The sequence below is a fragment of the Salipaludibacillus sp. CF4.18 genome, from assembly GCF_051262595.1.
Classification (GTDB): Bacteria; Bacillota; Bacilli; order Bacillales; family Salisediminibacteriaceae; genus Salipaludibacillus; species Salipaludibacillus neizhouensis.
On record NZ_JBIMEV010000013.1, the window covers coordinates 14,595 to 40,219 of the forward strand.

Sequence of the window (25,625 nt, forward strand, 5' to 3'; positions counted from 1 at the left end):
AAGTTATATTTAAGTGAAAACAGTATTGAGTAGGATAAATTTAGAAAATCTCACTAAGGAGTGATGTACACATGGCAGATATCATGTTAACAACAAAAGCAACAGCTAAAGGTGGACGTGAAGGGCACGTAAAATCTGACAACGGTGTCATAGATCTTGATTTATCAATGCCAAAAGGTGACGAAATTCCTTCTGGTGTTTCAAATCCTGAGCAGTTATTTGCAGCTGGCTATGCAGCGTGTTATGACGGCGCATTAAACTTAATGGCGTCTAAAGAAAAAAAGGAAATTGATTCCTCCATTACTAGTGAAGTTAGTTTAATGAAAGATTCTGCAGACGGTGGCGTAAAAATTGGTGTTGTACTTCATGTGAATATTGAAGGTGTAAGCCAAGGAGAAGCAGAAGAGTTGGCTCATAAAGCACACGATTTTTGCCCTTACTCTAAAGCTACACGAGGAAATATAGATGTAGAATTAGTTGTAACTGCAAAATAAATGTTCTTCAAGGGTCCGGAGGCTTTGCTTTCGGACCCTTTTTTTTATGGCTGCTTTCCGCGGCCAATGCTTCACAAATTATGATATTAATAAAGAATTAGGAAGTCACTTTTCGTGAGAATTCAGTTAAATCACTGTATAATATAAACAAAGGTTACCACTGAAAAGGGGGGACTATTTTGAAAAAGTTAACAATACTATCGTTAACTATCTTATTCTCCATCATTGCACTAATATTTGTACCAATTATATATGACTATTTTACAAAGCGTTCTTATGGTAGTGAACCACTTGAAGTTGATGTCCAAGAAGACACGAGAGAGATAGCTACCTTTGCTGGAGGCTGTTTCTGGTGTATGGAAAAACCATTCGAGTCAATCGAAGGTGTGAATGAAGCTGTAGTAGGCTACATTGGCGGTGAAACTGAAAATCCGTCCTATGAAGACGTCTCTGCTGGAAAGACGGGTCATGTAGAAGCGGTTCAAATTTTATATGATCCAAACTTGGTTAGCTATGAGGATTTGTTGCAAGTTTTGTGGAGACAAATAGATCCGACCGACGAGGAAGGTCAGTTTGTTGACAGAGGTGAACAGTACACTTCAGGAATCTTTTATCATGATGAGGAACAACAAGAAATCGCCAAAGAATCAAAAAAACAATTAGCTGAATCTGGTCGTTTTGATGAAGATATTGTCACCCCTGTAAAATCAGCAACTACTTTTTATAAGGCGGAAGAGTATCACCAGGATTTTTATTTAGAAAACAGTGTACGATATGAGTTTTATCGATCTAATTCTGGCAGAGATGAGTTTATCGATGAGTTTTGGGGCGAAGAACGTGACTATGAAATAACACCACCAGGTGATGGGGAAGTAGTATTCTGGCGTGAATATGAAAAAGAAACGGCAGATGAATTAAAAGCTCGTCTATCTGACATTCAATATAAAGTGACACAAGAAGATGACACGGAAGAAGCCTACAATAATCAGTATTGGGATAACGACGACGAAGGGATATATGTCGATATTGTTTCTCAAGAACCGTTGTTCAGTTCCGTTCATCAATATGAATCTGGTACTGGTTGGCCTAGTTTCACGGAACCCATTATCCAAGAAAATATCGTCGAAATCGATGCATGGGGATTCCTCACAGAAACAAAAGAAGTTAGAAGTCAGTATGGAGATTCTCATCTGGGTCATGTCTTTACGGATGGACCTGAACCAACCGGACTCCGTTATTGCCTGAATTCAGCTGCATTGGATTTTATTCCCAAGGAAGACATGGAAGCGGAAGGTTATGATGAGTTTCTTTATCTCTTTGAAGGTTAAGAAAAACGGCATAGCCATCTTTTAAGTATCAAGGGCGGGTTTCCCGCGATGTGAAGGTAGCTGCCAATTTTATAAATTTTTATCATCTGAGAAACAAAACTTCAAAGCATCATTTATATAAATGGGTACTGGAAAAGTAAACCAACTTTTTCAGTGCCTTCCGTTTTTATAAGGAAAGGAAATAGATTAAATAAGAGATAACGAGGTGTCCACATGAAAAACACTTATAAAAAAGCAACATTTGCTGGAGGATGTTTTTGGTGCATGGTTAAACCATTTGATGAACTTCCGGGGATTGAAAAAGTCGTTTCCGGATATACAGGGGGTTCCGTTAGTAATGGTGAAACCGGCCATTACGAAGCTATTCAGATTACATACGACCCATCGCTTTTCACATACGAAACTTTGTTGAATCTTTACTGGCCCCAAATTGATCCTACTGATGATGGAGGGCAATTTTTTGACCGTGGCAGCCAGTATCGAACGGCAATATTTTATCATGATGAGGAACAAAAAATGCTTGCAGAAAAGTCTCTTGCTAAAATTGAGCAGACTTCTCGTTTTAAAGCACCGATCGTAACAAAAGTATTATCCGCATCCTTCTTTTATGAAGCGGAAGAAGAACACCAGAAGTTTTATAAGAAAGAGCCGGAAAGATATGAGCAGGAAAGAGAAGAGTCCGGCAGAAAAAAATTCATTGAAGAAAATTGGAAGAGCAAAGTATAAGCTTGTGAACAACCTAAGTGATGATTTTTTCTGCATTCGGGAATAGTATCCTTGAATCTCACTAAACTATAAACAATAAAGGAGTTACTATGAATAAAAATAGTTTACATCCTTTTTCAAGATCGACTAAAGAAGAAGAAGGATTACCAAATGAAGCATTATATAAACTTGAAAAAGAGTGTAAACAATTTGAGATGGAAACATGTATTATTTATCATAACAATGCTATTTCCTATACCTATGAACAAAAACAAGGTTCACTTACAGAAAAACACCGATTAAATTCAGTGACTAAATCGATTGTTTCATCTTTAGTTGGTATTGCATTACACGAAAATAAACGATCTTCCATTGACAAAAAATTAATTAGTTATTATGACAAGATTGACAGTGAGTCGATGAGCCAAATTACCATTGGAAACCTTCTGACGATGACTTCAGGTTTTAAACCGGAAGATTGGAAACAAGTAACTGAATCACAGAATTGGATAGACACCATTTTTTCATTATCTTTAGAAGATGAACCCGGTGAACAAATGAATTATAACAACATCGATTCGCATATTTTAAGTGATCTGATTCAACAAATCACCGGTCATTCATCGGCTGAGTTTTTAAAGGAAAAGTTGTTAAAACCAATGGATATCCACGACTATGTTTGGGAAGCAGACCCTAATGACATTCCAATAGGTGGATACGGCATATACTTAACACCAATTGATCTCTTGAAATACGGCGTGTTAATTATGCAAAAAGGGATATGGAACAATCAACAGTTAATTCCTGCATCATGGGTTGAAGAAGCTGTATGTGGGAAAGTAAAGACGGATAAATGGAAACAACAGTATGGATACCATTGGTGGGTAAGTGAGGAAGTAAATGAAAGACAACCAAGCTTTTTCTATGCTGTTGGACGTGGTGGGAAGTTTATATTTATATATCCTGAAAAACATCTTGTAGTTGTATTTACAGGGGCACTATCATCAAAAGATAGCCTGTTACCTTACCAATGGTTTGTAAAATATATATTAAAGAACTTGGACTAGGCGGACATAATAGAACGTGAACAACCTTCACTTAGTATCATCGTAGAAGGTTGTTTCTTGTATCACAAGAGTAAAAGTTTTTTTACTATAAAAAAGTAAGTAGTCATGGAGGGATAAATTATGAAATCACTTAAGGGCATTCATCACGTATCAGCTTTAACTGCAAACGCTCAGGATAATCTACATTTTTACACAAAAATTTTAGGCATGAGACTTGTTAAAAAAACCGTTAACCAAGATGATACAAGTGTCTATCATTTATTTTATGCAGATGAAAGAGGGAATCCTGGAACAGATTTAACTTTTTTTGAAATTCCTCATGCAGCTAAAAATAGAGAAGGAACTCAGAGTATTAGCCAAACAGCACTGAGAGTCTCAAGTGATGAAACACTAAATTACTGGTTAGAACGTTTTATAGAATATAACGTGGATAATAGTGGTATTCAAGAGCGATACGGTAGAAAAGTGATTGATTTTAAAGACTTCGAGGATCAGCGTCTACAATTAATTTCAGATGAAACGAATTCTGGAGTAGAGGGTGGTATACCGTGGGAAAAGAGTCCTGTTCCACAAGAGAAAGGAATCATCGGTTTAGGCCCTGTAAGATTATCAGTTCCGCGACCGGAAAAGACACATAAAGTTTTAACAGATGTCCTAGGATTTCAACAACATACAACGTACCAACTGAATGGTGACGAAGTAACTGTTTTTTCTACTGGTAAAGGAGGAACTGGTGCGGAAGTTCATGTTCACGCCACAAAAGATATGCCACGAGAACGTCCAGGGCGAGGAAGCGTTCATCATGTTGCTTTCAGAGTGGAATCAGAAGAAGAACTTCTTAAATGGGTTGCGCATATTCAAAGCCTAGGTTATATGAATTCAGGATTTGTCGAAAGATACTATTTCCGCTCTCTTTATTTTCGAGAACCGAATGGCATTCTGTTTGAGCTTGCAACAGATGGTCCTGGATTCGAAGGCGATGAACCTTTTGAAAAGCTTGGTGAGAATCTTGCATTACCACCTTATTTTGAAGATCAACGCGAAGAAATCGAAGCAAAATTAAAACCATTGGAAACTAAATAGAAAATTACTATACAGACCGCAAGTAAATAGATTAAAATACAATAAGTGGATCAAGCAATAGTTAACAGGAGGGCTTATGAATATTGTTTCTATATTAGTTGCGGTTTTATTTATTATTAATATGCTTCTTGCCATAATTGTCGTTTTTATAGAAAGAAAAGATGCTTCTGCGACTTGGGCTTGGGTAATGATATTATTTTTCATTCCCTTTTTAGGATTTATATTCTACCTATTTTTTGGTCAAAACCTAACAAGGAGAAGGTTATTTAACTGGGCAGGTATGAGAAAGATTGGTATTGTGGATATAATCACCAAACAAATTGATCAAATCCGCGATCCTGAGTTTCGTTATTACGATGACAATGTTGATCCATACCGAGATCTCATATACATGCACCTAATAAATAACGATGCTATTCTTACTCATGATAATAATGTTCAATTATTAATGGATGGACAGGAAAAATTCGATCACGTTTTTGATGATATTAAACAAGCAGAGGATCACATTCATATTCAATACTATATTTTTAGAAATGATAACTTGGGTAAAAAACTTATTCAAGAGCTAGTTAATAAAGCTAACGAAGGTGTAAAAGTGAGGGTTATGTATGATGAACTCGGTTCAAGAAACCTATCCAGGAAACACTTCAAGAAACTGATAGCTGCGGGTGGAGAAGTGGCTGTATTTTTCCCTTCAAGATTTCCTCTCATTAATCTACGACTAAATTATCGCAATCACCGGAAATTGATTATCATTGATGGTCAGATTGGGTATGTAGGTGGTTTTAATATTGGTGACGAGTACATAGGTACAAGCAAAAAATTTGGTTATTGGAGAGATACTCACCTTAGAATTCAAGGTAATGCCGTTGATCCAATGCAAACAAGATATATCTTAGATTGGAGTCAAGCATCCAAAAAAGCTAATATTGATTATGAATCAAGATATTTCCCGATGAAAAAAAATCTAGGCAACGCAACAATGCAAATCGTATCCAGTGGTCCAGACTCAGAATGGGAACAGATAAAGAACGGATATATCAAGATGATTATGAGTGCAAAAGAATCTATTTTTATTCAAACTCCTTATTTCATTCCAGATCAAAGTTTGCTTGATGTATTAAGGATTGCCTCCTTATCAGGGAAAGATGTTCGTGTCATGATTCCAGACAAACCAGATCATCCTTTTGTGTATTGGGCAACATATTCTCACATCGGCGAATTACTTAAAACAGGTGCAAAAGTGTATATTTATAACAAAGGATTCATTCACGCAAAAACGATTGTTATTGATAGAAAAATGAATTCCGTAGGTACAGCAAACATAGATATGAGAAGTTTTAAGCTAAACTTTGAAGTAAATGCATTTATTTATGATCAAGAAGTTTCAGAAATAGTGGCACAATCTTTTGAAAAGGATATGCTCGATTCAACTAGGTTCACTGAAAAAATGTATGAAAACCGCTCGAAATGGATTCGTGCGAAAGAATCTGTTTCTAGACTTCTATCACCAGTTTTATAGTAAAAAGCACATTTAAATAGTTGTTGATTAAGTCTTCAGAAGAAAGAATGCTAAGATGCTTTAAGAAAAACAGACAATCCCTAGTAATCAGGAGTGTCTGTTTTTTATTGCTTCTATAAGTAAACATTGTTGTTTTAGATAATTAACTTGAAGAAACGAAACACTGTGAAAAGCATTAGCCTATAGCGAATTGGTGTAACTTTCTCAACTGAATTAAAACAGCATTCAAAAGTTATTAAGGCCATTCTAAAAAAAATCGCCCAAAAATAAAAATTTGAGTTATACAACCTACATTCAATAAAAGGGCGTATATACTATACTATTATTAAATATCTTGAATATTTATTTAAAAATACTTATAAATAATCTTGCATAAATATGTTTGAAAGCTTATAATAATAAACAATATACTAAGGAATCGAAAGGAAGATGATTTTCTTGAAACACGTAGCAATTATAGGCGGAACTGGATATGGAGCGATAGAATTAGTTCGAATCCTCCACATGCATAAACACTTGCAAATAACGAAAATCATTTCACAATCTCAACAGGGAGAATATTTAGCATCGATTTATCCGCACTTGATTGAATTCGTAGATACTCCTATGGAAGAGTTGGATATCAACCAATTAAAGGCAGAAATTGATGTCGTGTTCTTTGCCACTCCAGCAGGTGTGAGTAAAGCACTCATTCCTCAGTTCAGCGGGACGAATGTTCAGTGCATTGATCTTTCTGGGGACTTACGATTGAGTAATTCACAGGATTATGAAAAATGGTATGGCGGTGAAGCTGCTCCTGAAGAAACTTTGAAAGAAGCAATCTATGGCTTGCCTGAAATAAATAAAGAAGAAATTAAGAATGCTAGAATCATTTCAAATCCTGGCTGTTATCCAACTTCTGCATTACTTGGATTAATACCAGCTCTGCAGCAACATATTATTCAACCAACACGGATCATTATAGATGGTAAAACAGGAGTCTCCGGAGCCGGTAGAACACCTTCATCCATGACTCACTTTTCAGAAACAAATGATAACCTTAAACCTTATAAGATTGGCAAACATCAACACATACCTGAAATTGAGCAATACTTATCTGAATCAGTAAATAATAAGATTGCCGTTACCTTTACGACACATTTGATTCCTATGACAAGAGGTTTATTATGTACCGCTTATGGTCAATTAACTTCGGATATTACCATTGATGAAGTGATTGAAATCTATCAATCTCATTATGAATCTCATCCGTTTGTAAGAATTAGAAAAAAAGATTCCTATCCAACTACAAAAGACGTATATGGAAGTAATTTTTGCGATATTGGCCTTTTTGTAGATGAACGGACGAATCAGCTTATTATCATGTCCGCCATAGACAACTTAGTTAAGGGAGCTGCCGGTCAGGCAATCCAAAATGTTAATTTAATGAATGGATGGGATGAAACTCATGCATTACATACCATTCCGATGTACCCATAGAAAGGAAGATAATCAATGCTTGCAATCTCAGAAAAAAATATCAAAGTAGTAACCAATGGACATGTGACTAGTCCTATAGGCTTTTCAGCAGGAGGGGTCCATTGCGGATTGCGTAGATCAAAACTTGATTTTGGCTGGATTCATTCCGAAGTACCGGCTGCAACAGCAGGGGTATATACGTTAAACACTTTTGAAGCACCACCCCTTAAAGTCACGAAGGCCAGTATAGCAAAAGAAAAAAAGATACAAACCATCGTTGTTAATTCGGCCATTGCAAACTCCTGTACCGGGAAGCAAGGTATGGATGATGCTTTACAGATGCAACAATTAGCAGCGACTCAAATGGGCGTTAAGCTGGACCACGTTGCAGTAACTTCCACAGGAGTAATCGGGGTAACTTTACCAATGGAAAAAATCCGCCAAGGTATATCTTCCATGAATGAACCGGAGAACTATTCTGCAGAAAAGTTTGAAACTGCAATTTTAACGACTGATACGGTTACGAAACATGTCGCTATTCAATTTGAAATAGATGGAAAAACAATTACAATGGGCGGTGCAGCAAAAGGGTCCGGGATGATTCATCCGAATATGGCTACAATGCTTTCTTTTATTACTACGGATGCACAGGTTGATCCAGACAGTCTTCAAAACGCATTACGTGACGTAACGAATAAAACATTCAATATGATCACTGTTGACGGTGATACAAGTACAAACGACATGGTTTTAGTACTCGCTAACGGATGTCAAAATAATGACACCTTATCAGAAGATCATCCACAATGGCCACAATTTGTTCATGCATTGCGCGTTGTCAGTGAAAACCTGGCTAAGCAAATTGCCCGAGATGGTGAGGGTGCTACTAAGTTAATCGAGGTACAGGTTAAAGGTGCAGCCTCAGAAAAAGTAGCAAGTCAAGTAGGCAAAGCAGTCATTTCTTCTAATCTGGTCAAAACAGCTGTATACGGAGCTGATCCTAACTGGGGAAGAATAGTTTGTGCAGTTGGCTATAGTGAGCAACCAATAGATCCAGATAAAGTCTGTGTCTCGCTAGGACATATTGATGTGGTTAAAAATGGGCTTCCTCTTGAGTTTGATGAATTGGAAGGAAAAAAATATTTAGAGCAAGAACAAGTTAAACTTATCGTTGACTTACAAGATGGTTCCGCAGAAGCAACAGCATGGGGCTGTGACTTAAGCTATGAATACGTCAAAATCAATGCTTCATACAGAACGTGAGGTGTACAGGATGAATGTAATGATTTTAAAAGTTGGTGGAAGTGTTTTGGCAAAACTTCCTCAATCCTTTTATGAAACGGTTGTTCAGTTGAAATTGTCGGGTTTATGCGAACCTATTATCGTTCATGGCGGCGGTCCTGAAATTAACCATGCATTAGAACAGTTAAACGTCGAGAGTTCTTTCGTGAAAGGCCTTCGTAAGACCACGCAGGAAGTACTAGACGTTGCGGAAATGGTTATGAGTGGTTCCATTAACAAACAAATCGTCACAAAGCTTGGAAAAGTTGGCGGAACTGCACTAGGTCTAAGTGGGGTGGATTGTTCTCTTCTGAAAGTATCTCCAGTGGATCCATCGGGAGCATTAGGTTTTGTTGGTCAGGTAGAACAAGTAAATACAGACTGGCTAAAGCTGATTATGAACAATGGCGGGATTCCAGTCATTTCTCCTATCGGAATTGACGAGTTTGGCCAGCGTTATAATGTGAATGGTGATATGGCAGCTGCAGCAGTTGCACAATCATTACAAGGAAAACTGATCCTAATCAGTGACATTCCTGGTGTTATGGAAGACATTGATGGAAAATCAATTATTCATTCAGAGCTCACAAAAACACAAATCGAGAAAATGATTCTCTCCGGAGTTATCTACGGTGGCATGATTCCTAAGGTTCGCTCTGCACTTAAAGGACTCTCTGGTGGTGTCAAAGAATCTATCATACTAAATGGACTCACCCCAATTGACCTAGCTAATTATATCGCTGGAAAACAAGTTGGAACAAAAGTGATTATTGAGAAGGAGGCTCACTATGCCTAAATCAGTTATGTCAACACCATCTGCACGAATAATGAACACATATCAACGTTTTCCTATTACTCTAGTTAAAGGAAAAGGAAGTTATGTATGGGATAAAAACGATACAAAATATTTAGATTACACTTCCGGGATTGCTACATGTAACCTCGGCCATGTGCCGGACAATGTTCAGGAAAAACTGCATGAGCAACTGGATTCTTTATGGCATTGCTCGAACCTGTATGAGATTCCTTCTCAACAAGCACTCGCAAATATACTGACAGAGAATAGCGTTTCCGACCAAGTCTTTTTTTGTAATAGTGGTGCAGAAGCAAATGAAGCTGCTCTCAAGTTAGCTAAAAAATATGCGAAAGACCAGGGACATGCTGAGAGAACAGAAATAGTTACTTTTTCTGATTCTTTTCACGGAAGAACTGGAACAACACTTGCAGCTACTGCACAGACAAAAATACATGAGGGATTCACTCCGATCACACCAGGTTTTCGTTACTTGCCATTTAATCATCTCGAGTCATTAACCGAAGTGAATAATGGTAAAACTACAGCGGTTCTTCTTGAACTAGTACAGGGGGAAGGCGGGGTACGTCCTGCAGATCCATCTTGGATTCAAGAATTAGCAAAAATTTGTAAGGAGAATGATATTTTATTCATGGTCGACGAAATCCAAACAGGCATGGGCAGAACTGGAACTTTGTTTGCTTATGAGCAATTTAATATTGAGCCTGATGTGATAACCTTAGCAAAAGGACTTGGGTCCGGTTTTCCAATCGGAGCAATGATGGCTAAGGAAGCAGTCGCTAACTCCTTTCAACCAGGAACTCACGGTAGTACTTTTGGAGGTAATCCTTTAGCAACAACGGCAGGATTAGCAACTGTAGAAGCGTTAACTTCTCCTGATTTTTTAACAACAGTCACGAATAAAAGTGCCATGCTGACAAAACAACTGCATCAACTAAATGAAGATTTTCCGAGCATCGTTGAAGTTCGTGGCATGGGGTTACTGATCGGAATCGAATTCACTCATCCTGTTAAACGGATCATGGAATCACTCAGAGCGAAGAAGATTCTCGTCCTTATCGCGGGTCCGAAGGTGTTACGTATCCTTCCTCCACTTGTCACGACGACCGAAGAACTCGAATTATTTATGGATGAATTAAAACATACTATTAAAGCCGAAGAACAGGGGGTAACATCATGACAAAAGGATATCTTATGCTGGAAACCGGAGAAGTTTTTGATGGAGATTGGATCGGTTCCAATGACGAAATGACGGGCGAAGTTGTGTTTAATACGAGCATGACAGGCTATCAGGAAATGATGACAGATCCTTCTTATGCAGGGCAAATTTTAACGTTTTGCTATCCCATTATCGGAAGTTACGGAGTGAATGAAGATGACAACGAGAGTCATTCACTAGCTGTCTCAGCTGTCATTATAAGTGATGTTTGTGAAGAACCGAGTCATTATCAATCAACGAGTTCTTTTTCAGCACAATTGGATAAAGCAGGAGTACCCGGCCTAAAAAATGTTGATACAAGAGCACTAGTTGCAGTGATTCGAAAACATCACACAGTTCGTGGAAAACTTGTACAATCAAAAGAAAATGTTATTCCTCTAAATGGATGGGGAAATAAGCATGATGGAGAGTTAGTTTCCCAGGTTACCGTATCCAAAAAAGAGGTTCATGGACAGGGAGAATCGCATGTTGTACTCGTCGATTTCGGTTATAAAAAGTCCATACTGGATGCTTTACTAAAGGAACAGTGCAAGGTTAGTATCGTACCTTATAACACCTCATTCGAAGAGATTGAAGCATTATCACCCGATGGTATTCTTTTAAGTAACGGACCAGGAGATCCAATGGAAATGGCACCTTTTTTCCCTCAAATCCGAGCCTTAACAGAAAAGTATCCGACACTTGGAATTTGTTTAGGTCATCAGCTCATTGCACTCGCTTATGGTGGAAAAACGAAAAAAATGCCTTTCGGTCATCGTGGCGGTAATCACCCTGTCAAAGAGCTTCTTACAGGCAAAGTTCGCATGACATCTCAGAATCATGGCTATGTCGTCGTAGAAGAAAGTATTGACCAACAATCTTTTCAAGTTCTATTTAAAAACGTAAATGACCGGTCTCTTGAGGGGATGAAGCATGTCAGTCTTCCCATTCAAAGTGTGCAGTTTCACCCTGAAGCTCACCCAGGTCCAAGCGACACAGCATATATATTTAATGATTTCATACATCAAGTGGTTACATCAGGAGGGAAACAAGTATGTGGAAGCGTGAATCTCTAAAAAAAGTTCTCGTGATAGGTTCAGGACCGATTGTCATCGGGCAAGCAGCAGAGTTTGATTATGCAGGGACTCAAGCATGTCTTGCATTAAAAGAAGAAGGCATAGAAGTTGTTTTAGTTAATAATAATCCAGCGACCATTATGACAGACAAAACAATCGCAGATCACGTCTATATGGAGCCTCTTGACGTGGAGTCATTAGAACGGATTATTAAGAAAGAGCAACCAGATGGAATGATTGGAAGTTTAGGCGGACAAACAGGACTCAATTTAACTGTCGAACTGTTCGAGAAAGGTATTCTCGAAAAATACAATGTCGAACTGCTTGGTACCTCGGTTAAATCCATTCAAAACGGGGAAGACAGAGAATTATTCCGCCAGCTGATGATAGATATTAAAGAGCCAATTTCAGAATCTAAAATTGTTCAAACACTAGATGATGGTCTTGCTTTCCTCGAAGAAATCGGATTTCCGGTTATTTTAAGACCAGCTTATACCCTTGGGGGAGCAGGCGGCGGTTTTGCTTACAGCGAAGAAGAATTTCTTACACTTTTAAAACATGGTCTTACATTGAGCCCGATCAACCAAGTATTAGTAGAAAAAAGCATTAAGGGTTGGAAAGAAGTCGAATACGAGGTTATGCGTGATGCCAACGACACCTGCGTCATTGTCTGCAACATGGAGAACATGGATCCGGTTGGGGTTCATACAGGTGACTCCATTGTAGTAGCACCTTCACAAACACTGTCAGACGTCCAGTACCAAATGCTGCGCACGTCGTCTCTAAAGGTGATTCGAGCTTTGGATGTCGTTGGGGGTTGTAATATCCAATTTGCACTAAACCCATTATCTAATGAATACTGCATCATTGAGGTAAATCCAAGAGTGAGTAGATCTTCCGCCTTAGCTTCTAAAGCAACAGGATATCCAATCGCTCGTATTGCAGCTAAATGTGCCATTGGATATCCTCTGGATGAAATCCTAAATCCTATAACTGGTAACACCTATGCTTCATTTGAACCAGCTTTAGATTATGTCGTCGTAAAACTACCGAGATTTCCTTTCGATAAATTTACCGAGGCTGATCGCACGTTAGGGACGCAAATGAAAGCCACTGGGGAAGTAATGGCGATTGACCGTACATTTGAAGGAGCCTTGAATAAAGCTTTACGTTCATTGGAAATGAAGGTTTACAGCCTTAAATGGCCAAACATGGATAAAAAGAGCTCAACCGAACTCGATGACTTATTAACGATACCTAATGATTTAAGGATTTTTGCGATCGCGGAAGCTTTTTCAAGAGGCAAAACAGTCGCAGAATTACAACTACTTACTGAAATAGATTATTGGTTTTTGAAGAAAGTCGAGCGTATGGTTCAATGCGAAGAAAAATTGGCAACATATGATTGGCCTGAAATTCCGGAAAACATACTCCGAGAAGCAAAACGGTTTAACGTCAGTGACGAACGGATCGCGGAATTACTGGGTACCTCATCAAAATCAGTCAGAAAAACGCTTAAACAACATGGTATTCAGCCAGTTTATAAATTAGTGGATACTTGCGCCGGTGAATTTGATGCTATTACACCATATTATTACTCAACATGGCACGGCCATGATGAAGTAACGACAAACCATGATCGTAAAAAGATTTTAGTTTTAGGATCAGGACCTATTCGAATTGGCCAGGGGGTTGAATTTGATTACTGCTCTGTTCATGCAGCTTTAGCAGTGAAGAAGATGGGATATGAGGCTGTCGTTATTAATAATAATCCGGAAACCGTCAGCACGGATTACTCTATTGCTGATAGACTGTATTTTGAACCATTAGCATTAGAAGACGTTCTTTCTGTGATAGATAAAGAAAAAGTGGATGGGGTTCTTATTCAATTTGGTGGCCAAACAGCGATTAACTTAGCTAACAGCCTGGAAGAAGAAGGTGTCAATATCCTAGGTACTTCTCCGTTTCACATTGATCAAATGGAAGACAGAGAACAATTTTATGAGGTATTAAATAGATTAGATATTCCTCATATAGCAGGACACATTGTTCATGAAATAGAGGAGTTATCCTCATCAGCATCTGAATTAGGATTTCCAGTCTTGATCCGCCCATCTTATGTTATTGGCGGGCAATCTATGTTTATCTGCTATAGCTATAAAGAACTTAAACAATATGTATCCCGTATACAGAAGGATACAAATGATCAGTGCTGGCCTTTGCTCATTGATCAGTATGTTCCTGGTTTAGAATGTGAAGTCGATGTTATCAGTGATGGTAAAGACATTGTTATACCTGGTATTTTTGAACATTTAGAAAAAGCTGGTGTCCATTCTGGAGACAGTATGACTGTTTTCCCACCTGTTTCGCTATCAGAAGAAGAAAAGAAGACGATTATCGAAATTGCAAGTCAAATCTGTAAAACGGTCCCGATTATTGGAATGATGAATATTCAATTTGTTATTCACAAAGGTATTATCTACGTGTTAGAGGTGAACCCTAGATCTTCAAGAACGGTGCCGATTATGAGTAAAGTAACCGGAATTCCGATGATAGAATGGGCTGTGATGTCGCAACTTGATATACCGTTAGATACATTGTCTGATGAACTCAATTTATTAACTGCACCGGATTATTACACAGTGAAAGCACCTATCTTTTCAGCTAGTAAATTAAAAGGTGTCGATCATGTGCTCGGACCTGAAATGAAATCTACCGGCGAAATCATTGGGCTTGGCTGGACAAGAGATGAAGCACTTAAGAAGGTATCTTCTTTCCTTGGTAAAGTACAACACATCCAAGACGAACCTATTCAATTATTTGCGTCCATCTCAAATCGAATGAAAGAAGAGAGTCTTCCTGTTATTGCTTCCTTCGCAAAGCTTGGTGCTGTAATCACAGCAACTCGAGGTACTTCAGAATTTCTTGCGAAGCATGGTATTTCCACGGTTGCTGTATTAAACACAAAAGAAGAACTTTTGCAGCATTGGAAAGATTCACCACCACATATGGTAGTGAATATACCTAATCAAGGTCGTGAAAAAGAAAAAGTTGGTTTCTATATTCGAGAACTTTCTGTGCGGTATCAAGTTCCTTACTTTACAAGTTTAGAAACTGTCGTAGCGATGACGAATTGGATTACAGGTGAACAAGTCGAGGATTCACCGAACTCTTTACAATATTATGAAAAAACATTAGCGCAAAAAAAAGAGGGGGCGACAGTATGGAAGGCATAGAGCAATTAGAAAAAACAAAGAACCTAAAACATTTTTTAACGATGACCGATTTAACCGGGGACGACATCCACGAGTTAATTGATGATGCCATTTTAATGAAACAACAAGTTAAAGATGGGGTACCTCATCCTCATTTACAAGGAAAAACATTAGGAATGATATTTGAAAAGTCGTCAACTCGTACTCGAGTTTCGTTTGAAGTAGGAATGCTGCAGCTCGGCGGTCACGCTTTGTTTCTTAGTTCACAGGATATACAACTAGGAAGAGGAGAAACAGTCTCTGACACGTCACAGGTACTTTCTAGATATGTAGATGGTTTAATGATTCGAACGTTTGCTCATGCAACAGTGGAGGAATTCGCTGCTTCTTCCTCTGTTCCAGTTATCAACGGGTTAACGGACCCACATCATCCAACCCAGGTATTAGCGGATCTTATGACCATTTATGAGACTAAAGGAAAGCTAGCTGGTTTGAAAATGAGTTATATTGGAGATGGAAATAACAATATGACTCATTCCTTATTAGAGGGTGCAGCACTTGTCGGAATGGATATGGCTGTCTCTAGTCCTAAAGGATTTGAACCTGACAAAGCCATTTTCCAAGCCGCAAAGGCTATTGGTTTAGAAACAGGAGCTAACATCACTTTTCATAAAAAACCAGAAGATGCTGTTCATCAAGCAGACGTCATTGTCACAGATGTTTGGGCTAGCATGGGAGAAGAGGATGAGCTCGAAACTCGGAAACAATTCTTTAAACCGTTTCAAATTAATCAAAAAATAACGGAATATGCAAAAAATGATTATTTATTTTTACACTGTTTACCTGCCCATAGAGGAGAAGAAGTAACAGCCGAAATCATTGATGGAAAGCACTCTAGAGTGTTTGATGAAGCAGAGAACAGATTGCATGCTCAGAAAGCTTTATTAAAGAAATTACTAAAAAATTAATATTTTGTGTAGATTTCTGCATAAAAATACGTTATTATATATAAAAATACTACTTTCGAGGAGAGATTACTAATGAGTAAAGGAAAAGTTGTTTTAGCATACTCTGGGGGATTAGATACCTCCGTTTCTATTAAATGGTTACAGGAACAATATGATTATGAAGTTATTGCATTAGGCTTAGAGATCGGTGAAGGAAAAGACCTTGAATCTATTAAGGCAAAAGCATTAGAGGTTGGCGCAAACAAAGCAGTAATTATTGATGCAAAAGAATTATTAGCAAAAGAATATTTATTACCTGCGTTAAAAGCTAACCTTCTCTATGAAGGAAAGTATCCTTTATCCTCTGCATTATCACGTCCTTTGATTGCGAAACTACTTGTTGAAGTAGCAGAGCAAGAGGGGGCAATTGCTGTTGCTCATGGCTGTACAGGAAAAGGGAATGATCAGGTTCGTTTTGAAGTTTCTATTAAAGCATTAAATCCTGATATTGAAGTCATTGCTCCAGTTAGAGAATGGGGAATGAACCGAGAAGAAGAAATTGCTTACGCAAAGGAAAAAAACATTCCAATCCCGGTTAATTTAGAAAAGCCTTACTCTATTGATGCAAATATTTGGGGAAGAGCTTGCGAAGCAGGAGTATTAGAAGATACTTGGGCAGAAGCACCGGAAGAAGCATTCGATTGGACTGCATCTATCGGAGATGCACCCGATGAGCCTGAATATGTTGAGATCGAATTTAAAAATGGTGAACCTGTTAGTTTAAACGGTGAATCATTACCATTAGTTGATATCATTCAACAGTTAAACAAAATTGGCGGTAAACATGGTATCGGAAGAATTGACCATATTGAGAATCGACTGGTTGGCATCAAAGCAAGAGAAGTTTATGAAAACCCTGGTGCATTAATTTTAATTAATGCTCACAAAGAAATGGAATTCTTAACATTAACGAAAGAAGTAACACAATATAAAACACTAATTGACCAAAAAATGACTCAGCTTGTCTATGATGGGTTATGGTATTCTCCACTTAGAAATGCACTCGAAGCATTTGTTGATGATACACAAACAAGTGTTAACGGTAAGGTCCGAGTTAAGCTATGGAAAGGCACTCAGATGGTTGTAGCAAGAAAGTCTGATAACAGCCTTTACAATGAAGCATTAGCAACGTACTCTAAAGGAGATATGTTCGATCATCACGCGGCCGTAGGTTTTATCAAACTTTGGGGATTATCTACACAAATTCACTCTCAAGTCCACAACAAAAAGCCGGACTTAGTGAACACAGATAAGTAAGCAGATATAAACTTTATAAGCTTGCCTCTTCTCTTAAGAGGGGCAGGCTTTCTTTATGGAAAAGTCTCTGGTATATTTTATTTTCAGGGATTAGTATGAAATATAATAAAGGGAGGACCAATCCATGTCTAAGCTTTGGGGCGGCAGATTTACAAAAGAAACGAATAAATTAGTAGAAGAGCAAACGGCTTCCATTTCATTCGATCAAAAATTAGCGAATGAAGACATTCAAGGAAGTATCGCACATGTTAATATGCTTGCAACCACAGGTATTATTACTGAGGACGAAGGTGCGACAATTACGAAGGGATTAAAAGCTGTTCAAAACAAATTAGCAAATGGAGAATTAACTTTCTCTGTCGAACATGAAGACATCCATATGAATATTGAAAAATTCTTGATTGATGAGATTGGACCCGTTGGCGGAAAACTACATACAGGTCGTAGTAGAAATGACCAAGTAGCTACAGATATGCACCTGTACTTAAAAAATCATACAGAAGACATTATTGAGCTAGTAAAAGGCACTCAAAAAGCGATTCTAAATCAGGCATCAGAGCACATCGACACCATTTTACCAGGTTATACACACCTGCAAAGAGCACAGCCTATTTCATTTTCGCACCATATATTAACCTATTTCTGGATGCTCCAACGAGACAAAGAGAGGCTTCAGGATAGCCTGAAAAGAGTGAGTGGATCTCCTCTTGGCGCGGGTGCTTTAGCTGGGACTACATTCCCTTTAGACAGAAAACAAGTAGCTGATGAATTAGGCTTCGACTATGTATATCCAAACAGTATCGATGCAGTAAGTGATCGTGATTTTATTCTTGAATTCATGTCTGCCGCATCTATAATGATGATGCATATTTCTCGTTTAGCCGAAGAAATGGTCATTTGGAGCAGTCAGGAATTTCAGTTTATTGAATTAGATGATTCCTTTTGTACCGGTTCGAGTATCATGCCACAGAAAAAAAATCCTGATGTTCCTGAATTGCTGCGAGCCAAAACGGGGAGAGTTTACGGAAACTTGATGGGGTTACTAACTGTACTTAAAGGGTTGCCTCTTGCCTATAACAAAGACATGCAGGAAGATAAGGAAGGCATGTTTGATACTGTAGAGACATTAGAAGGGTCCTTAATGATGCTTGCACCGATGATTGATACGATGATGGTGAAAGTAGACAATATGAAGCAAGCTGTCTCCGAGGATTATTCCAATGCAACAGACATTGCTGATTACTTAGTAACAAAAGGTATGCCATTCCGTCAATCGCACGAAGTGATTGGAAAAATCGTTCTTTATGGCATCGATAATAACAAATACCTACTTGATTTAACGATGGAGGAATACAAGAGCTTCAGTGAACTGTTTGAAGACGATATTTATCGTGTCCTAGCTCCTGAAGAAGTAGTTGCAAATCGTCGCAGCTATGGGGGCACATCACAATCACAGGTGAAAGAGCAATTGAAGTTAGCTAAGGGACTCATGTAAGAAAAGTTTTATTTCGATCCCCTAACCCCGATCTGTAATTCAGGTGTGAGTTAGTGGCAAGTATTACAGGTAGTTTTAGCTGATATCCATTTTAAAATTTCTAATTTAAATAGATTGAATCATGATACAATATTAAAATGAAATAAATCTTTTTTATTAATTAACTGTAAACGAAACGCTGGGATTTATTTTGATCCAAGCGTTTTTGTCTAGAAAATAAGGAGTGGAAATATGACAGAGGCAAAGCTAGTTATTAATGAGAATCCTAACAAAAAAACAAAACCGGATCCTGACAACTTGAAATTCGGAAAATTGTTTACAGATCATATGTTTACAATGGAATATTCAAGAGAAAAAGGCTGGTTTCAACCACAAATTGTCCCGTATGCACCGGTTTCTTTAGAGCCAGCATCGATGATCTTTCATTACGGGCAATCAGTATTTGAAGGCTTAAAAGCTTACCGTGACGAAAATAATGATGTATTACTTTTTCGCCCGGATGAGAACTTAAAAAGATTAAATCGTTCTAATGGTCGACTAAGTATTCCTCCGATTAATGAAGAATTGGTCATGGATTACTTAAAACAGTTAATTAGTTTGGAAAAAGATTGGATTCCCCAGGCAGAAGGGACTTCCTTGTATATTCGGCCGTTTATTATTGCAACGGAGCCCAGCTTATCAGTAGCACCTTCTAATAATTATACTTTTTTTATTATTTTATCTCCGGTTGGCTCTTATTACCCAGAAGGCATTCATCCGGTTAGCATTATGGTGGAAGAGCACTTCACTCGAGCAGTACGCGGGGGAATGGGCACAGCAAAAACAGGTGGAAATTATTCAGCAGGTTACAATGCGCAAGAATATGCTGCTAATCAGGGGCATGCACAAGTTATGTGGCTAGACGGAGTAGAGAAAAAATATATTGAAGAAGTCGGTAGCATGAATGTTTTCTTTAAAATTGACGGTCAAGTCATTACGCCAGAGTTAAATGACAGCATCCTTCAAGGGGTAACAAGAAAATCAATTATACAACTTTTAGCGGATTGGGATATCCAAGTCATTGAAAGAAAAATTTCAATGAAAGAAGTATACCAAGCATACGAGGCTGGGACATTAGAGGAAGCGTTTGGTGCAGGAACAGCAGCTGTTGTTTCTCCGATAGGAGAATTAATCTGGAAAGATGAATCTATGATTATTAACGGTCGCCAAACCGGTGAGCTAACGAAATCTCTTTACACGACACTTACAGGGATACAAACAGGGAAAATCCCGGATCCTTTTGAATGGACAGTAAAAGTTAAGTAAGTAAAGGCTAGACTGACTGAAAAATGAAAGAGCGATATGCTGGAAAAAGAAACAAACAGGATAAACGGAATCTTAAATATACATGAAGGTAGCACCTAGGATTAATTTCTAGGTGCTATTTCTATGAGAATTTATTTTTCAGAATTAAAAACCTTTATAATTCAGTTATTTCTTATACCATCTTTGTGCATTCTTTAATAACACTTTCTTTGCTCCATATTCATCTAGTACGTTATAAATAAGATTTATATCTGAATGGTGAAAAGGCCTCTTCGCTCTGGTGGAGGGGAGATCTGTGCCGAACATTAACGCTTCAGGGTTTATGTGATAAATTTCACGAATAGCATCTTCCGGATTAAAATCCAATCTGCCAAATCCAGTAGCTTTCACTTTTACACCATGGTCAACCAAATCCAGCAGTGTGGAGAATCCGTCTCTGGACAAGCCTAGGTGATCAATAGAAACAGCAGGAAGTTCAGTTAATGTACTGGCAATTTCAATAAGAGATCGTGAGTCGATGTACAACTCAGTATGCCAGCCCGCAAGGTCATGAACACGCCGTGAAAAGGAGTCAAGTCGTGCCAACATTTCTGAGCCACCCCGCTTCACATTAAACCGAACAGCCTTGACTCCTTTTTTATCGAGATTAATAATTTTTTCATCCGATGTATCATAAGGTAGTTGTGTAACTCCAGTAAAAGATGGACCTAATATTTTCAAAGCATGTAATAAATATGTTTGGTCATATTCTTGAAAAGAACCAGAGACTAATGCACCCCCGATGATATTTAAATCCTTCGCCTTTTCTAAGTAGTCATAGCTTGTGAACGTATCTGGTAAAAATCCCTGATTTTCAACTAACGGAAATTGTGGATCAATGATATGAAAATGCGCATCAAAAATTTCCATGTAGATCACTCCTCCTATTTTTTAAAAGACAAAAGATTTCCTTTTTGGTATGAAAGTTAAAAAACACCTCTCATACGCAACATGCTTAGAGGGTAGCCCACCCTTCCTTTCGAGTAGAACCAATACTCCATTCATCATTGCTAATCAGGATGACGAAAGTTATCGCTGCAGTTAACAAAAGAAGCTATGCAATTTACTTATATTTCTATTATAACATGTGGTTACTTTTAAAATTGAGAGAAAAATGTTTTTAAAATAGATAAAAGGGTATGGTAAAAAAGTAGTGAATTATTTCCATAGGAGGTGGAATTGTGGAAGACTTTGGATTAACAGGAGCTACGACATTTTGGCTTTTTATTCCAATGGTAACGCTTGTTCTTTTATCCATCATTACATTCTTTACGGAAAGGAGAGAATAATACGTTGAATACAGCTACCTTAATTACGTTTATAGTCTATTTAATAGGGTTATTAATTATAGGAATTATTGCGTATCGAATGACTAGTAATTTGTCTGACTATGTCTTGGGTGGAAGAAGGCTAGGTGGGGGAGTCGCTGCTTTAAGTGCAGGCGCTTCTGATCTAAGCGGCTGGTTGCTTTTAGGCCTGCCTGGTGCGCTTTATGTCGGCGGAATGTCTGAAATGTGGATAGGTGTTGGTCTAGCAGTAGGTGCTTATTTGAACTGGCAGTTCATTGCCAAAAGATTACGGCAATACACAGAGATTGCTGGCGACTCTATTACATTACCAGACTTTTTTGAGAACCGTTTTCGAGATGAATCCAAAATTTTACGTGTTGTTTCCGCTTTATTTATTCTCTTATTTTTTGCCTTCTATACATCCTCTGGTTTAGTTGGTGGGGCATTATTATTTGAAGCTTCGTTTGGATTACCGTATATACAAGCTTTATGGATAGGTGCGATTGTTATTATCTCTTATACTTTCCTTGGTGGATTCCTAGCTGTAAGTTGGACTGATTTCTTCCAAGGTATCCTCATGTTTTTAGCGATCATCATTGTTCCGATCGTTGCTATTCAAAACATGGGTGGTTGGTCAGAGACGATTACGCTGGTCGGAGAGATTGATCCTACCCATTTAAACGCTTTTGCAGATATGTCAACGATTGGTATTATTTCTTTACTTGCATGGGGATTAGGGTACTTTGGACAGCCCCATATTATTACTCGATTTATGTCTGTAAAGTCTTCAAAAGAAATACCAAAGGCTCGTTTAATTGGTATGGTTTGGTTAGTACTGTGTTTATTAGGTGCGATGTTCGTCGGTTTAGTAGGAATTGCATATTTTGAAAACTTTACGGCATCCCCACTGGCTGATGAGGAAACTGTTTTCATACTGTTTACTCAAGTTCTGTTTAATCCGTGGGTATCTGGTTTCTTACTTGCAGCCATTTTATCGGCCATTATGAGCACGATTGATTCGCAGTTGCTTGTTTCCACCAGTGCACTCACTGAAGATTTTTACAAATCTATTCTTCGCAAAACTGCTTCTCAATCCGAACTAGTCTGGGTCGGAAGAGTTGGTGTTCTGCTTATCGCAGGGATTGCAATCGCACTTGCTTATAATCCAGAAAGTTCGGTGCTGGAGCTTGTCAGTTATGCTTGGGCTGGTTTTGGTGCTGCATTTGGTCCTCTTATCATCATGTCTTTATTTTGGAGGCGTGCGACTAGAAATGGGGCACTTGCCGGAATAATTGTAGGTGGAATAACTGTCATTATCTGGTCCAACCTTGGTGAGTGGTTCGGTCTAGAAGGCGGTATTTGGAGTCTCTATGAAATAGTACCAGGATTTGTATTTAGTTTAATTGCCATTGTCGTTTTTAGTTTCCTCGGCAAAGGTCCTTCACGAGAAATTTTAGATGAATTCGATTCCGTAAAAACATCAGAGATTTAATTTTGTTACTAACGATCCTCCTTTGAAAAGGAGGATCGTTTTTCAGATTTGAGCAGCTTTCTCCTTCCTTAGATATTTCCACAAAACTATTTACGCACATCTTTCAATATTAAACGATTTTTATCCATACATATTATTAGATGCTCACCATGTGAAACGGCATTTTCATCGAATTTAAAAGCAACGTCATAATGATAGTCATACTTTTTATTTAACTTTAACTCCTGAAGAGTTATTCGAAAGTCTGAAGCGCCACAACGTTTATTTTTCTTATAACCAATAATAGCGAGAAATTTATTTTGTTTTAACATCAAGGATTCAATGAATACAGCAGCGTCTTTGGAAACATACATAAATACTATCTCCTCCGGTTTGGAAATTCATCTTCTATCATACGGTAATTCCGTACTAATTCCTAAGAAAAACGTTGATAAATATCTCTACATCTTCTATCCAAGTTATAAAAAACACTTGTCAAAGCCTTCATAGATACCCACTATTCCTCGAGAATCATTCAATAACTAAGTTTTCCCTGACTATTGTTGCTATTTTTTATGATAAAATAATTACTAGCGTTAATCTTAAGGAGAATCAGTTGATGAAAGAAATATGTATCATTCCATGTGGAAATAAGAAAATATGGAGTAAATACCCCGAAAGGCAGGCAGTTCCTGCCGCAGAAGCTTATATTGGAACATTTCACAATCTATGTAAGGCATATGCCGAAAAATTCTTTAACACACATCTTATTCTTTCCGCGAAACATGGCTTATTAAGACCGGAAGATGAGGTAGATGGGATGTATGATGTTAGTTTTTCTATGAAAATTCCTGAAGTTATTACAGTAGAAGAGTTACAGCTCCAGATGAAACAAAAGAGTTTATCCATGTACGATAATTACGTCGTTTTAACAGGGAAGAAGTATGTGCCGATTTTAGGGGAAATTATTCCCAGTTCTGCTCAATTAGATTTTCCACTCCTTGACTGTAAAGGTATTGGTTACATGCAACGCAGACTTAAGCAAGCGATTGAGTCTGACACACCGATTCATAAGGTGATCCAAGCATGATTGAGATTACTTCCATGAAACCCGTCATTAGAAAAGATGTAAGGGTCCTTATTTTAGGATCTATGCCTGGTGTAGAGTCGCTAAAGAGACAGCAGTATTACGGAAATCCCAGAAATCATTTTTGGTTAATACTTGGAGAACTATTTAATCAAGAACTACACCAGTTAAACTATACCGAAAAGATTACCTTTCTTCATAAGCATAAGATTGGTGTTTGGGATGTTATAGCTTCTTGTGAACGAATGGGTAGCTTAGACTCAGCTATTAAAAATGAAAAAATGAATGACTTAGCGTCATTAGTTGTTAAATACCCTTCGCTACAGTGGATAGGACTTAACGGGACAAAAGCTTATCAATCATTTAGAAAATACTTAAAACAACATCATTTCAGTATTTTATATGAGAAATTGCCTTCATCAAGTCCAGTTCCGGGACGGAATGTGAAAAACTTTAAAGAAAAAGTAGTGGAATGGGAAAAAATCTTGAACTATTTAGATACTAACGGAGGAATTTACAATGAGTGAGCAAAATTTATTATTAATTGACGGATTTAATTTACTGAGCAGAGGATATTTCGCAACGTCCTATGGAAAGAGCGACGAACAGCTGGCGAAAAATGATCAAGGAGAATATATAAATGCTGTCAGAGTATTCTTCCAAAAACTGTTTCAATTAAAGAGAAACTATAATATCACTCATATTTCCGTGGCCTGGGATGGGAAAAGAGAAGATACAGCAAGAAATCAAAAATACTCTTTTTATAAAGCGCAACGAACAGGACTTCCAGAACCTCTCATTGACCAATATCGTCTAATCGAAAAAATCTTAGCTCGTCTGGGTGTGCATCAACTAGCTGTCCCCGGTTTTGAGGCTGATGACATCATCGGAACATTTTCAACGAATTGGTGTACGCAAAACATTGGTAAAGCATTTATCTATAGTAATGATCATGACTTGTTTCAGTTACTAAATGCAAGTACGTCTCAAATTCTGTCAAAGAAAAAGCAAGAAATTGTTTATTCACTCGATAGCTTTCAAGAAGAATATAATATTTCTCCAACACAGTGGGTGGATGTTAAAGCATTATTAGGTGATCCTAGTGATAATATCCCTGGTTGTGCAGGTGTAGGAGAAAAATCAGCATTGCCGTTGATTAGGCAATATGGTGATCTTAAACAGTTGTTTAAAAATATAGATGTATTAGATGCCTCTTACAATCGCTATAAGAAAAAACTGGTTGCAGGAGAAGAAACTACTTGGATTAGTCGTGAGTTATCCGAGATTGTCACTGATATCGACAGTGTCATAGATATTAATTTTGATAACTTAATTCCACAGTGGGACGACGAACTCATTTTGGAAGAAATGGGCACACAAGGAATCCGTGTTAAACTTAAATAGTATTTTATTTTTTCATCCGAAATAGAA

Annotated in this window: 22 protein-coding genes; 20 read left to right on the forward strand and 2 right to left on the reverse strand. The window is 37.9% G+C overall.

What is annotated here, in order from left to right; translation table 11 throughout:
- Positions 1-71 precede the first annotated feature (71 nt).
- The 16 genes from ACHABW_RS10565 to ACHABW_RS10640 all read left to right on the forward strand — a co-directional run bounded on the left by ACHABW_RS10565 (position 72) and on the right by ACHABW_RS10640 (position 20,308).
- Positions 72-494 (forward strand): organic hydroperoxide resistance protein, encoded by a 423-nt coding sequence (locus ACHABW_RS10565; RefSeq protein WP_435755267.1) that lies wholly within the window; start codon positions 72-74, stop codon positions 492-494.
- Between the two features lie 179 nt (positions 495-673).
- Positions 674-1,822, forward strand: a complete 1,149-nt coding sequence (gene msrA, locus ACHABW_RS10570; protein ID WP_435755268.1) for a peptide-methionine (S)-S-oxide reductase MsrA — start codon at positions 674-676, stop codon at positions 1,820-1,822.
- Between the two features lie 213 nt (positions 1,823-2,035).
- A complete protein-coding gene (gene msrA / locus ACHABW_RS10575; RefSeq protein ID WP_435755269.1) occupies positions 2,036-2,548 on the forward strand; it encodes a peptide-methionine (S)-S-oxide reductase MsrA in 513 nt (170 codons plus the stop codon).
- A gap of 89 nt (positions 2,549-2,637) precedes the next feature.
- Positions 2,638-3,594: a serine hydrolase domain-containing protein gene (locus ACHABW_RS10580; protein ID WP_435755270.1), complete on the forward strand. Its 957-nt coding sequence runs from the start codon at positions 2,638-2,640 to the stop codon at positions 3,592-3,594.
- Positions 3,595-3,714: 120 nt separating this feature from the next.
- A complete protein-coding gene (locus ACHABW_RS10585) occupies positions 3,715-4,677 on the forward strand; it encodes a ring-cleaving dioxygenase (RefSeq protein ID WP_435755271.1) in 963 nt (320 codons plus the stop codon).
- Between the two features lie 76 nt (positions 4,678-4,753).
- Positions 4,754-6,202, forward strand: coding sequence for a cardiolipin synthase (cls, locus tag ACHABW_RS10590; RefSeq protein WP_435755272.1), 1,449 nt, complete (start codon positions 4,754-4,756; stop codon positions 6,200-6,202).
- Positions 6,203-6,631: 429 nt separating this feature from the next.
- Positions 6,632-7,681, forward strand: a complete 1,050-nt coding sequence (gene argC, locus ACHABW_RS10595) for an N-acetyl-gamma-glutamyl-phosphate reductase (RefSeq protein ID WP_435755273.1) — start codon at positions 6,632-6,634, stop codon at positions 7,679-7,681.
- Between the two features lie 15 nt (positions 7,682-7,696).
- Positions 7,697-8,923 carry a bifunctional ornithine acetyltransferase/N-acetylglutamate synthase gene (argJ, locus tag ACHABW_RS10600; protein WP_435755274.1) on the forward strand — a complete coding sequence of 409 codons (1,227 nt, stop codon included), beginning with the start codon at positions 7,697-7,699 and terminating at the stop codon, positions 8,921-8,923.
- Between the two features lie 10 nt (positions 8,924-8,933).
- Positions 8,934-9,737 (forward strand): acetylglutamate kinase, encoded by an 804-nt coding sequence (gene argB / locus ACHABW_RS10605; protein WP_435755275.1) that lies wholly within the window; start codon positions 8,934-8,936, stop codon positions 9,735-9,737.
- Entirely contained in the window at positions 9,730-10,935 is a 1,206-nt protein-coding gene (locus ACHABW_RS10610; protein WP_435755276.1) for an acetylornithine transaminase, read from the forward strand. The genes argB and ACHABW_RS10610 overlap by 8 nt, the downstream gene beginning before the upstream one ends.
- Positions 10,932-12,029: a carbamoyl phosphate synthase small subunit gene (locus tag ACHABW_RS10615; RefSeq protein ID WP_435755277.1), complete on the forward strand. Its 1,098-nt coding sequence runs from the start codon at positions 10,932-10,934 to the stop codon at positions 12,027-12,029. The genes ACHABW_RS10610 and ACHABW_RS10615 overlap by 4 nt, the downstream gene beginning before the upstream one ends.
- On the forward strand, positions 12,008-15,265 hold the full coding sequence (gene carB / locus ACHABW_RS10620) for a carbamoyl-phosphate synthase (glutamine-hydrolyzing) large subunit (RefSeq protein WP_435755278.1): 3,258 nt from the start codon (positions 12,008-12,010) through the stop codon (positions 15,263-15,265). The genes ACHABW_RS10615 and carB overlap by 22 nt, the downstream gene beginning before the upstream one ends.
- Positions 15,253-16,212 (forward strand): ornithine carbamoyltransferase, encoded by a 960-nt coding sequence (gene argF / locus ACHABW_RS10625; RefSeq protein WP_435755279.1) that lies wholly within the window; start codon positions 15,253-15,255, stop codon positions 16,210-16,212. The genes carB and argF overlap by 13 nt, the downstream gene beginning before the upstream one ends.
- 72 nt (positions 16,213-16,284) lie before the next feature.
- Positions 16,285-17,508 (forward strand): argininosuccinate synthase, encoded by a 1,224-nt coding sequence (locus ACHABW_RS10630; protein WP_435755280.1) that lies wholly within the window; start codon positions 16,285-16,287, stop codon positions 17,506-17,508.
- A 124-nt stretch (positions 17,509-17,632) separates the two neighbouring features.
- Positions 17,633-19,003, forward strand: a complete 1,371-nt coding sequence (gene argH / locus ACHABW_RS10635; RefSeq protein WP_435755281.1) for an argininosuccinate lyase — start codon at positions 17,633-17,635, stop codon at positions 19,001-19,003.
- Between the two features lie 231 nt (positions 19,004-19,234).
- Positions 19,235-20,308 (forward strand): branched-chain amino acid aminotransferase, encoded by a 1,074-nt coding sequence (locus ACHABW_RS10640; protein WP_435755283.1) that lies wholly within the window; start codon positions 19,235-19,237, stop codon positions 20,306-20,308.
- A 165-nt stretch (positions 20,309-20,473) separates the two neighbouring features.
- On the opposite strand, the gene ACHABW_RS10645 is transcribed toward ACHABW_RS10640, so the two are convergent.
- Complete coding sequence (locus ACHABW_RS10645; RefSeq protein WP_435755284.1) at positions 20,474-21,217, reverse strand: amidohydrolase family protein; 744 nt, start codon at positions 21,215-21,217, stop codon at positions 20,474-20,476.
- Positions 21,218-21,640: 423 nt separating this feature from the next.
- Between ACHABW_RS10645 and putP the strand changes: the two genes are divergently transcribed.
- Positions 21,641-23,128, forward strand: coding sequence for a sodium/proline symporter PutP (gene putP / locus ACHABW_RS10650; protein ID WP_435755285.1), 1,488 nt, complete (start codon positions 21,641-21,643; stop codon positions 23,126-23,128).
- 86 nt (positions 23,129-23,214) lie between these two features.
- On the opposite strand, the gene ACHABW_RS10655 is transcribed toward putP, so the two are convergent.
- A complete protein-coding gene (locus ACHABW_RS10655) occupies positions 23,215-23,481 on the reverse strand; it encodes a hypothetical protein (protein ID WP_435755286.1) in 267 nt (88 codons plus the stop codon).
- A gap of 245 nt (positions 23,482-23,726) precedes the next feature.
- Here ACHABW_RS10655 and ACHABW_RS10660 point away from each other — a divergent pair, with 245 nt between their 5' ends.
- The 3 genes from ACHABW_RS10660 to ACHABW_RS10670 are packed head-to-tail and all read left to right on the forward strand — an operon-like array spanning position 23,727 to position 25,598.
- Positions 23,727-24,197 carry a DUF6884 domain-containing protein gene (locus ACHABW_RS10660; protein ID WP_435755287.1) on the forward strand — a complete coding sequence of 157 codons (471 nt, stop codon included), beginning with the start codon at positions 23,727-23,729 and terminating at the stop codon, positions 24,195-24,197.
- Positions 24,194-24,721, forward strand: a complete 528-nt coding sequence (locus ACHABW_RS10665) for a DNA-deoxyinosine glycosylase (RefSeq protein WP_435755288.1) — start codon at positions 24,194-24,196, stop codon at positions 24,719-24,721. The genes ACHABW_RS10660 and ACHABW_RS10665 overlap by 4 nt, the downstream gene beginning before the upstream one ends.
- On the forward strand, positions 24,714-25,598 hold the full coding sequence (locus tag ACHABW_RS10670) for a 5'-3' exonuclease (RefSeq protein ID WP_435755289.1): 885 nt from the start codon (positions 24,714-24,716) through the stop codon (positions 25,596-25,598). The genes ACHABW_RS10665 and ACHABW_RS10670 overlap by 8 nt, the downstream gene beginning before the upstream one ends.
- Positions 25,599-25,625 lie beyond the last annotated feature (27 nt).

Bases quoted from the DNA above. Each gene is read 5' to 3' on its own strand.
- argB (WP_435755275.1), top strand. From the start codon at position 8,934: ATGAATGTAATGATTTTAAAAGTTGGTGGAAGTGTTTTGGCAAAACTT.
- cls (WP_435755272.1), top strand. From the start codon at position 4,754: ATGAATATTGTTTCTATATTAGTTGCGGTTTTATTTATTATTAATATG.
- ACHABW_RS10655 (WP_435755286.1), bottom strand. From the start codon at position 23,481: ATGTATGTTTCCAAAGACGCTGCTGTATTCATTGAATCCTTGATGTTA.
- ACHABW_RS10565 (WP_435755267.1), top strand. From the start codon at position 72: ATGGCAGATATCATGTTAACAACAAAAGCAACAGCTAAAGGTGGACGT.
- argC (WP_435755273.1), top strand. From the start codon at position 6,632: ATGATTTTCTTGAAACACGTAGCAATTATAGGCGGAACTGGATATGGA.
- ACHABW_RS10645 (WP_435755284.1), bottom strand. From the start codon at position 21,217: ATGGAAATTTTTGATGCGCATTTTCATATCATTGATCCACAATTTCCG.
- carB (WP_435755278.1), top strand. From the start codon at position 12,008: ATGTGGAAGCGTGAATCTCTAAAAAAAGTTCTCGTGATAGGTTCAGGA.
- ACHABW_RS10610 (WP_435755276.1), top strand. From the start codon at position 9,730: ATGCCTAAATCAGTTATGTCAACACCATCTGCACGAATAATGAACACA.
- ACHABW_RS10640 (WP_435755283.1), top strand. From the start codon at position 19,235: ATGACAGAGGCAAAGCTAGTTATTAATGAGAATCCTAACAAAAAAACA.
- argH (WP_435755281.1), top strand. From the start codon at position 17,633: ATGTCTAAGCTTTGGGGCGGCAGATTTACAAAAGAAACGAATAAATTA.
- ACHABW_RS10615 (WP_435755277.1), top strand. From the start codon at position 10,932: ATGACAAAAGGATATCTTATGCTGGAAACCGGAGAAGTTTTTGATGGA.
- argF (WP_435755279.1), top strand. From the start codon at position 15,253: ATGGAAGGCATAGAGCAATTAGAAAAAACAAAGAACCTAAAACATTTT.
- ACHABW_RS10630 (WP_435755280.1), top strand. From the start codon at position 16,285: ATGAGTAAAGGAAAAGTTGTTTTAGCATACTCTGGGGGATTAGATACC.
- argJ (WP_435755274.1), top strand. From the start codon at position 7,697: ATGCTTGCAATCTCAGAAAAAAATATCAAAGTAGTAACCAATGGACAT.
- ACHABW_RS10670 (WP_435755289.1), top strand. From the start codon at position 24,714: ATGAGTGAGCAAAATTTATTATTAATTGACGGATTTAATTTACTGAGC.
- ACHABW_RS10665 (WP_435755288.1), top strand. From the start codon at position 24,194: ATGATTGAGATTACTTCCATGAAACCCGTCATTAGAAAAGATGTAAGG.
- ACHABW_RS10580 (WP_435755270.1), top strand. From the start codon at position 2,638: ATGAATAAAAATAGTTTACATCCTTTTTCAAGATCGACTAAAGAAGAA.
- msrA (WP_435755269.1), top strand. From the start codon at position 2,036: ATGAAAAACACTTATAAAAAAGCAACATTTGCTGGAGGATGTTTTTGG.
- ACHABW_RS10585 (WP_435755271.1), top strand. From the start codon at position 3,715: ATGAAATCACTTAAGGGCATTCATCACGTATCAGCTTTAACTGCAAAC.
- ACHABW_RS10660 (WP_435755287.1), top strand. From the start codon at position 23,727: ATGAAAGAAATATGTATCATTCCATGTGGAAATAAGAAAATATGGAGT.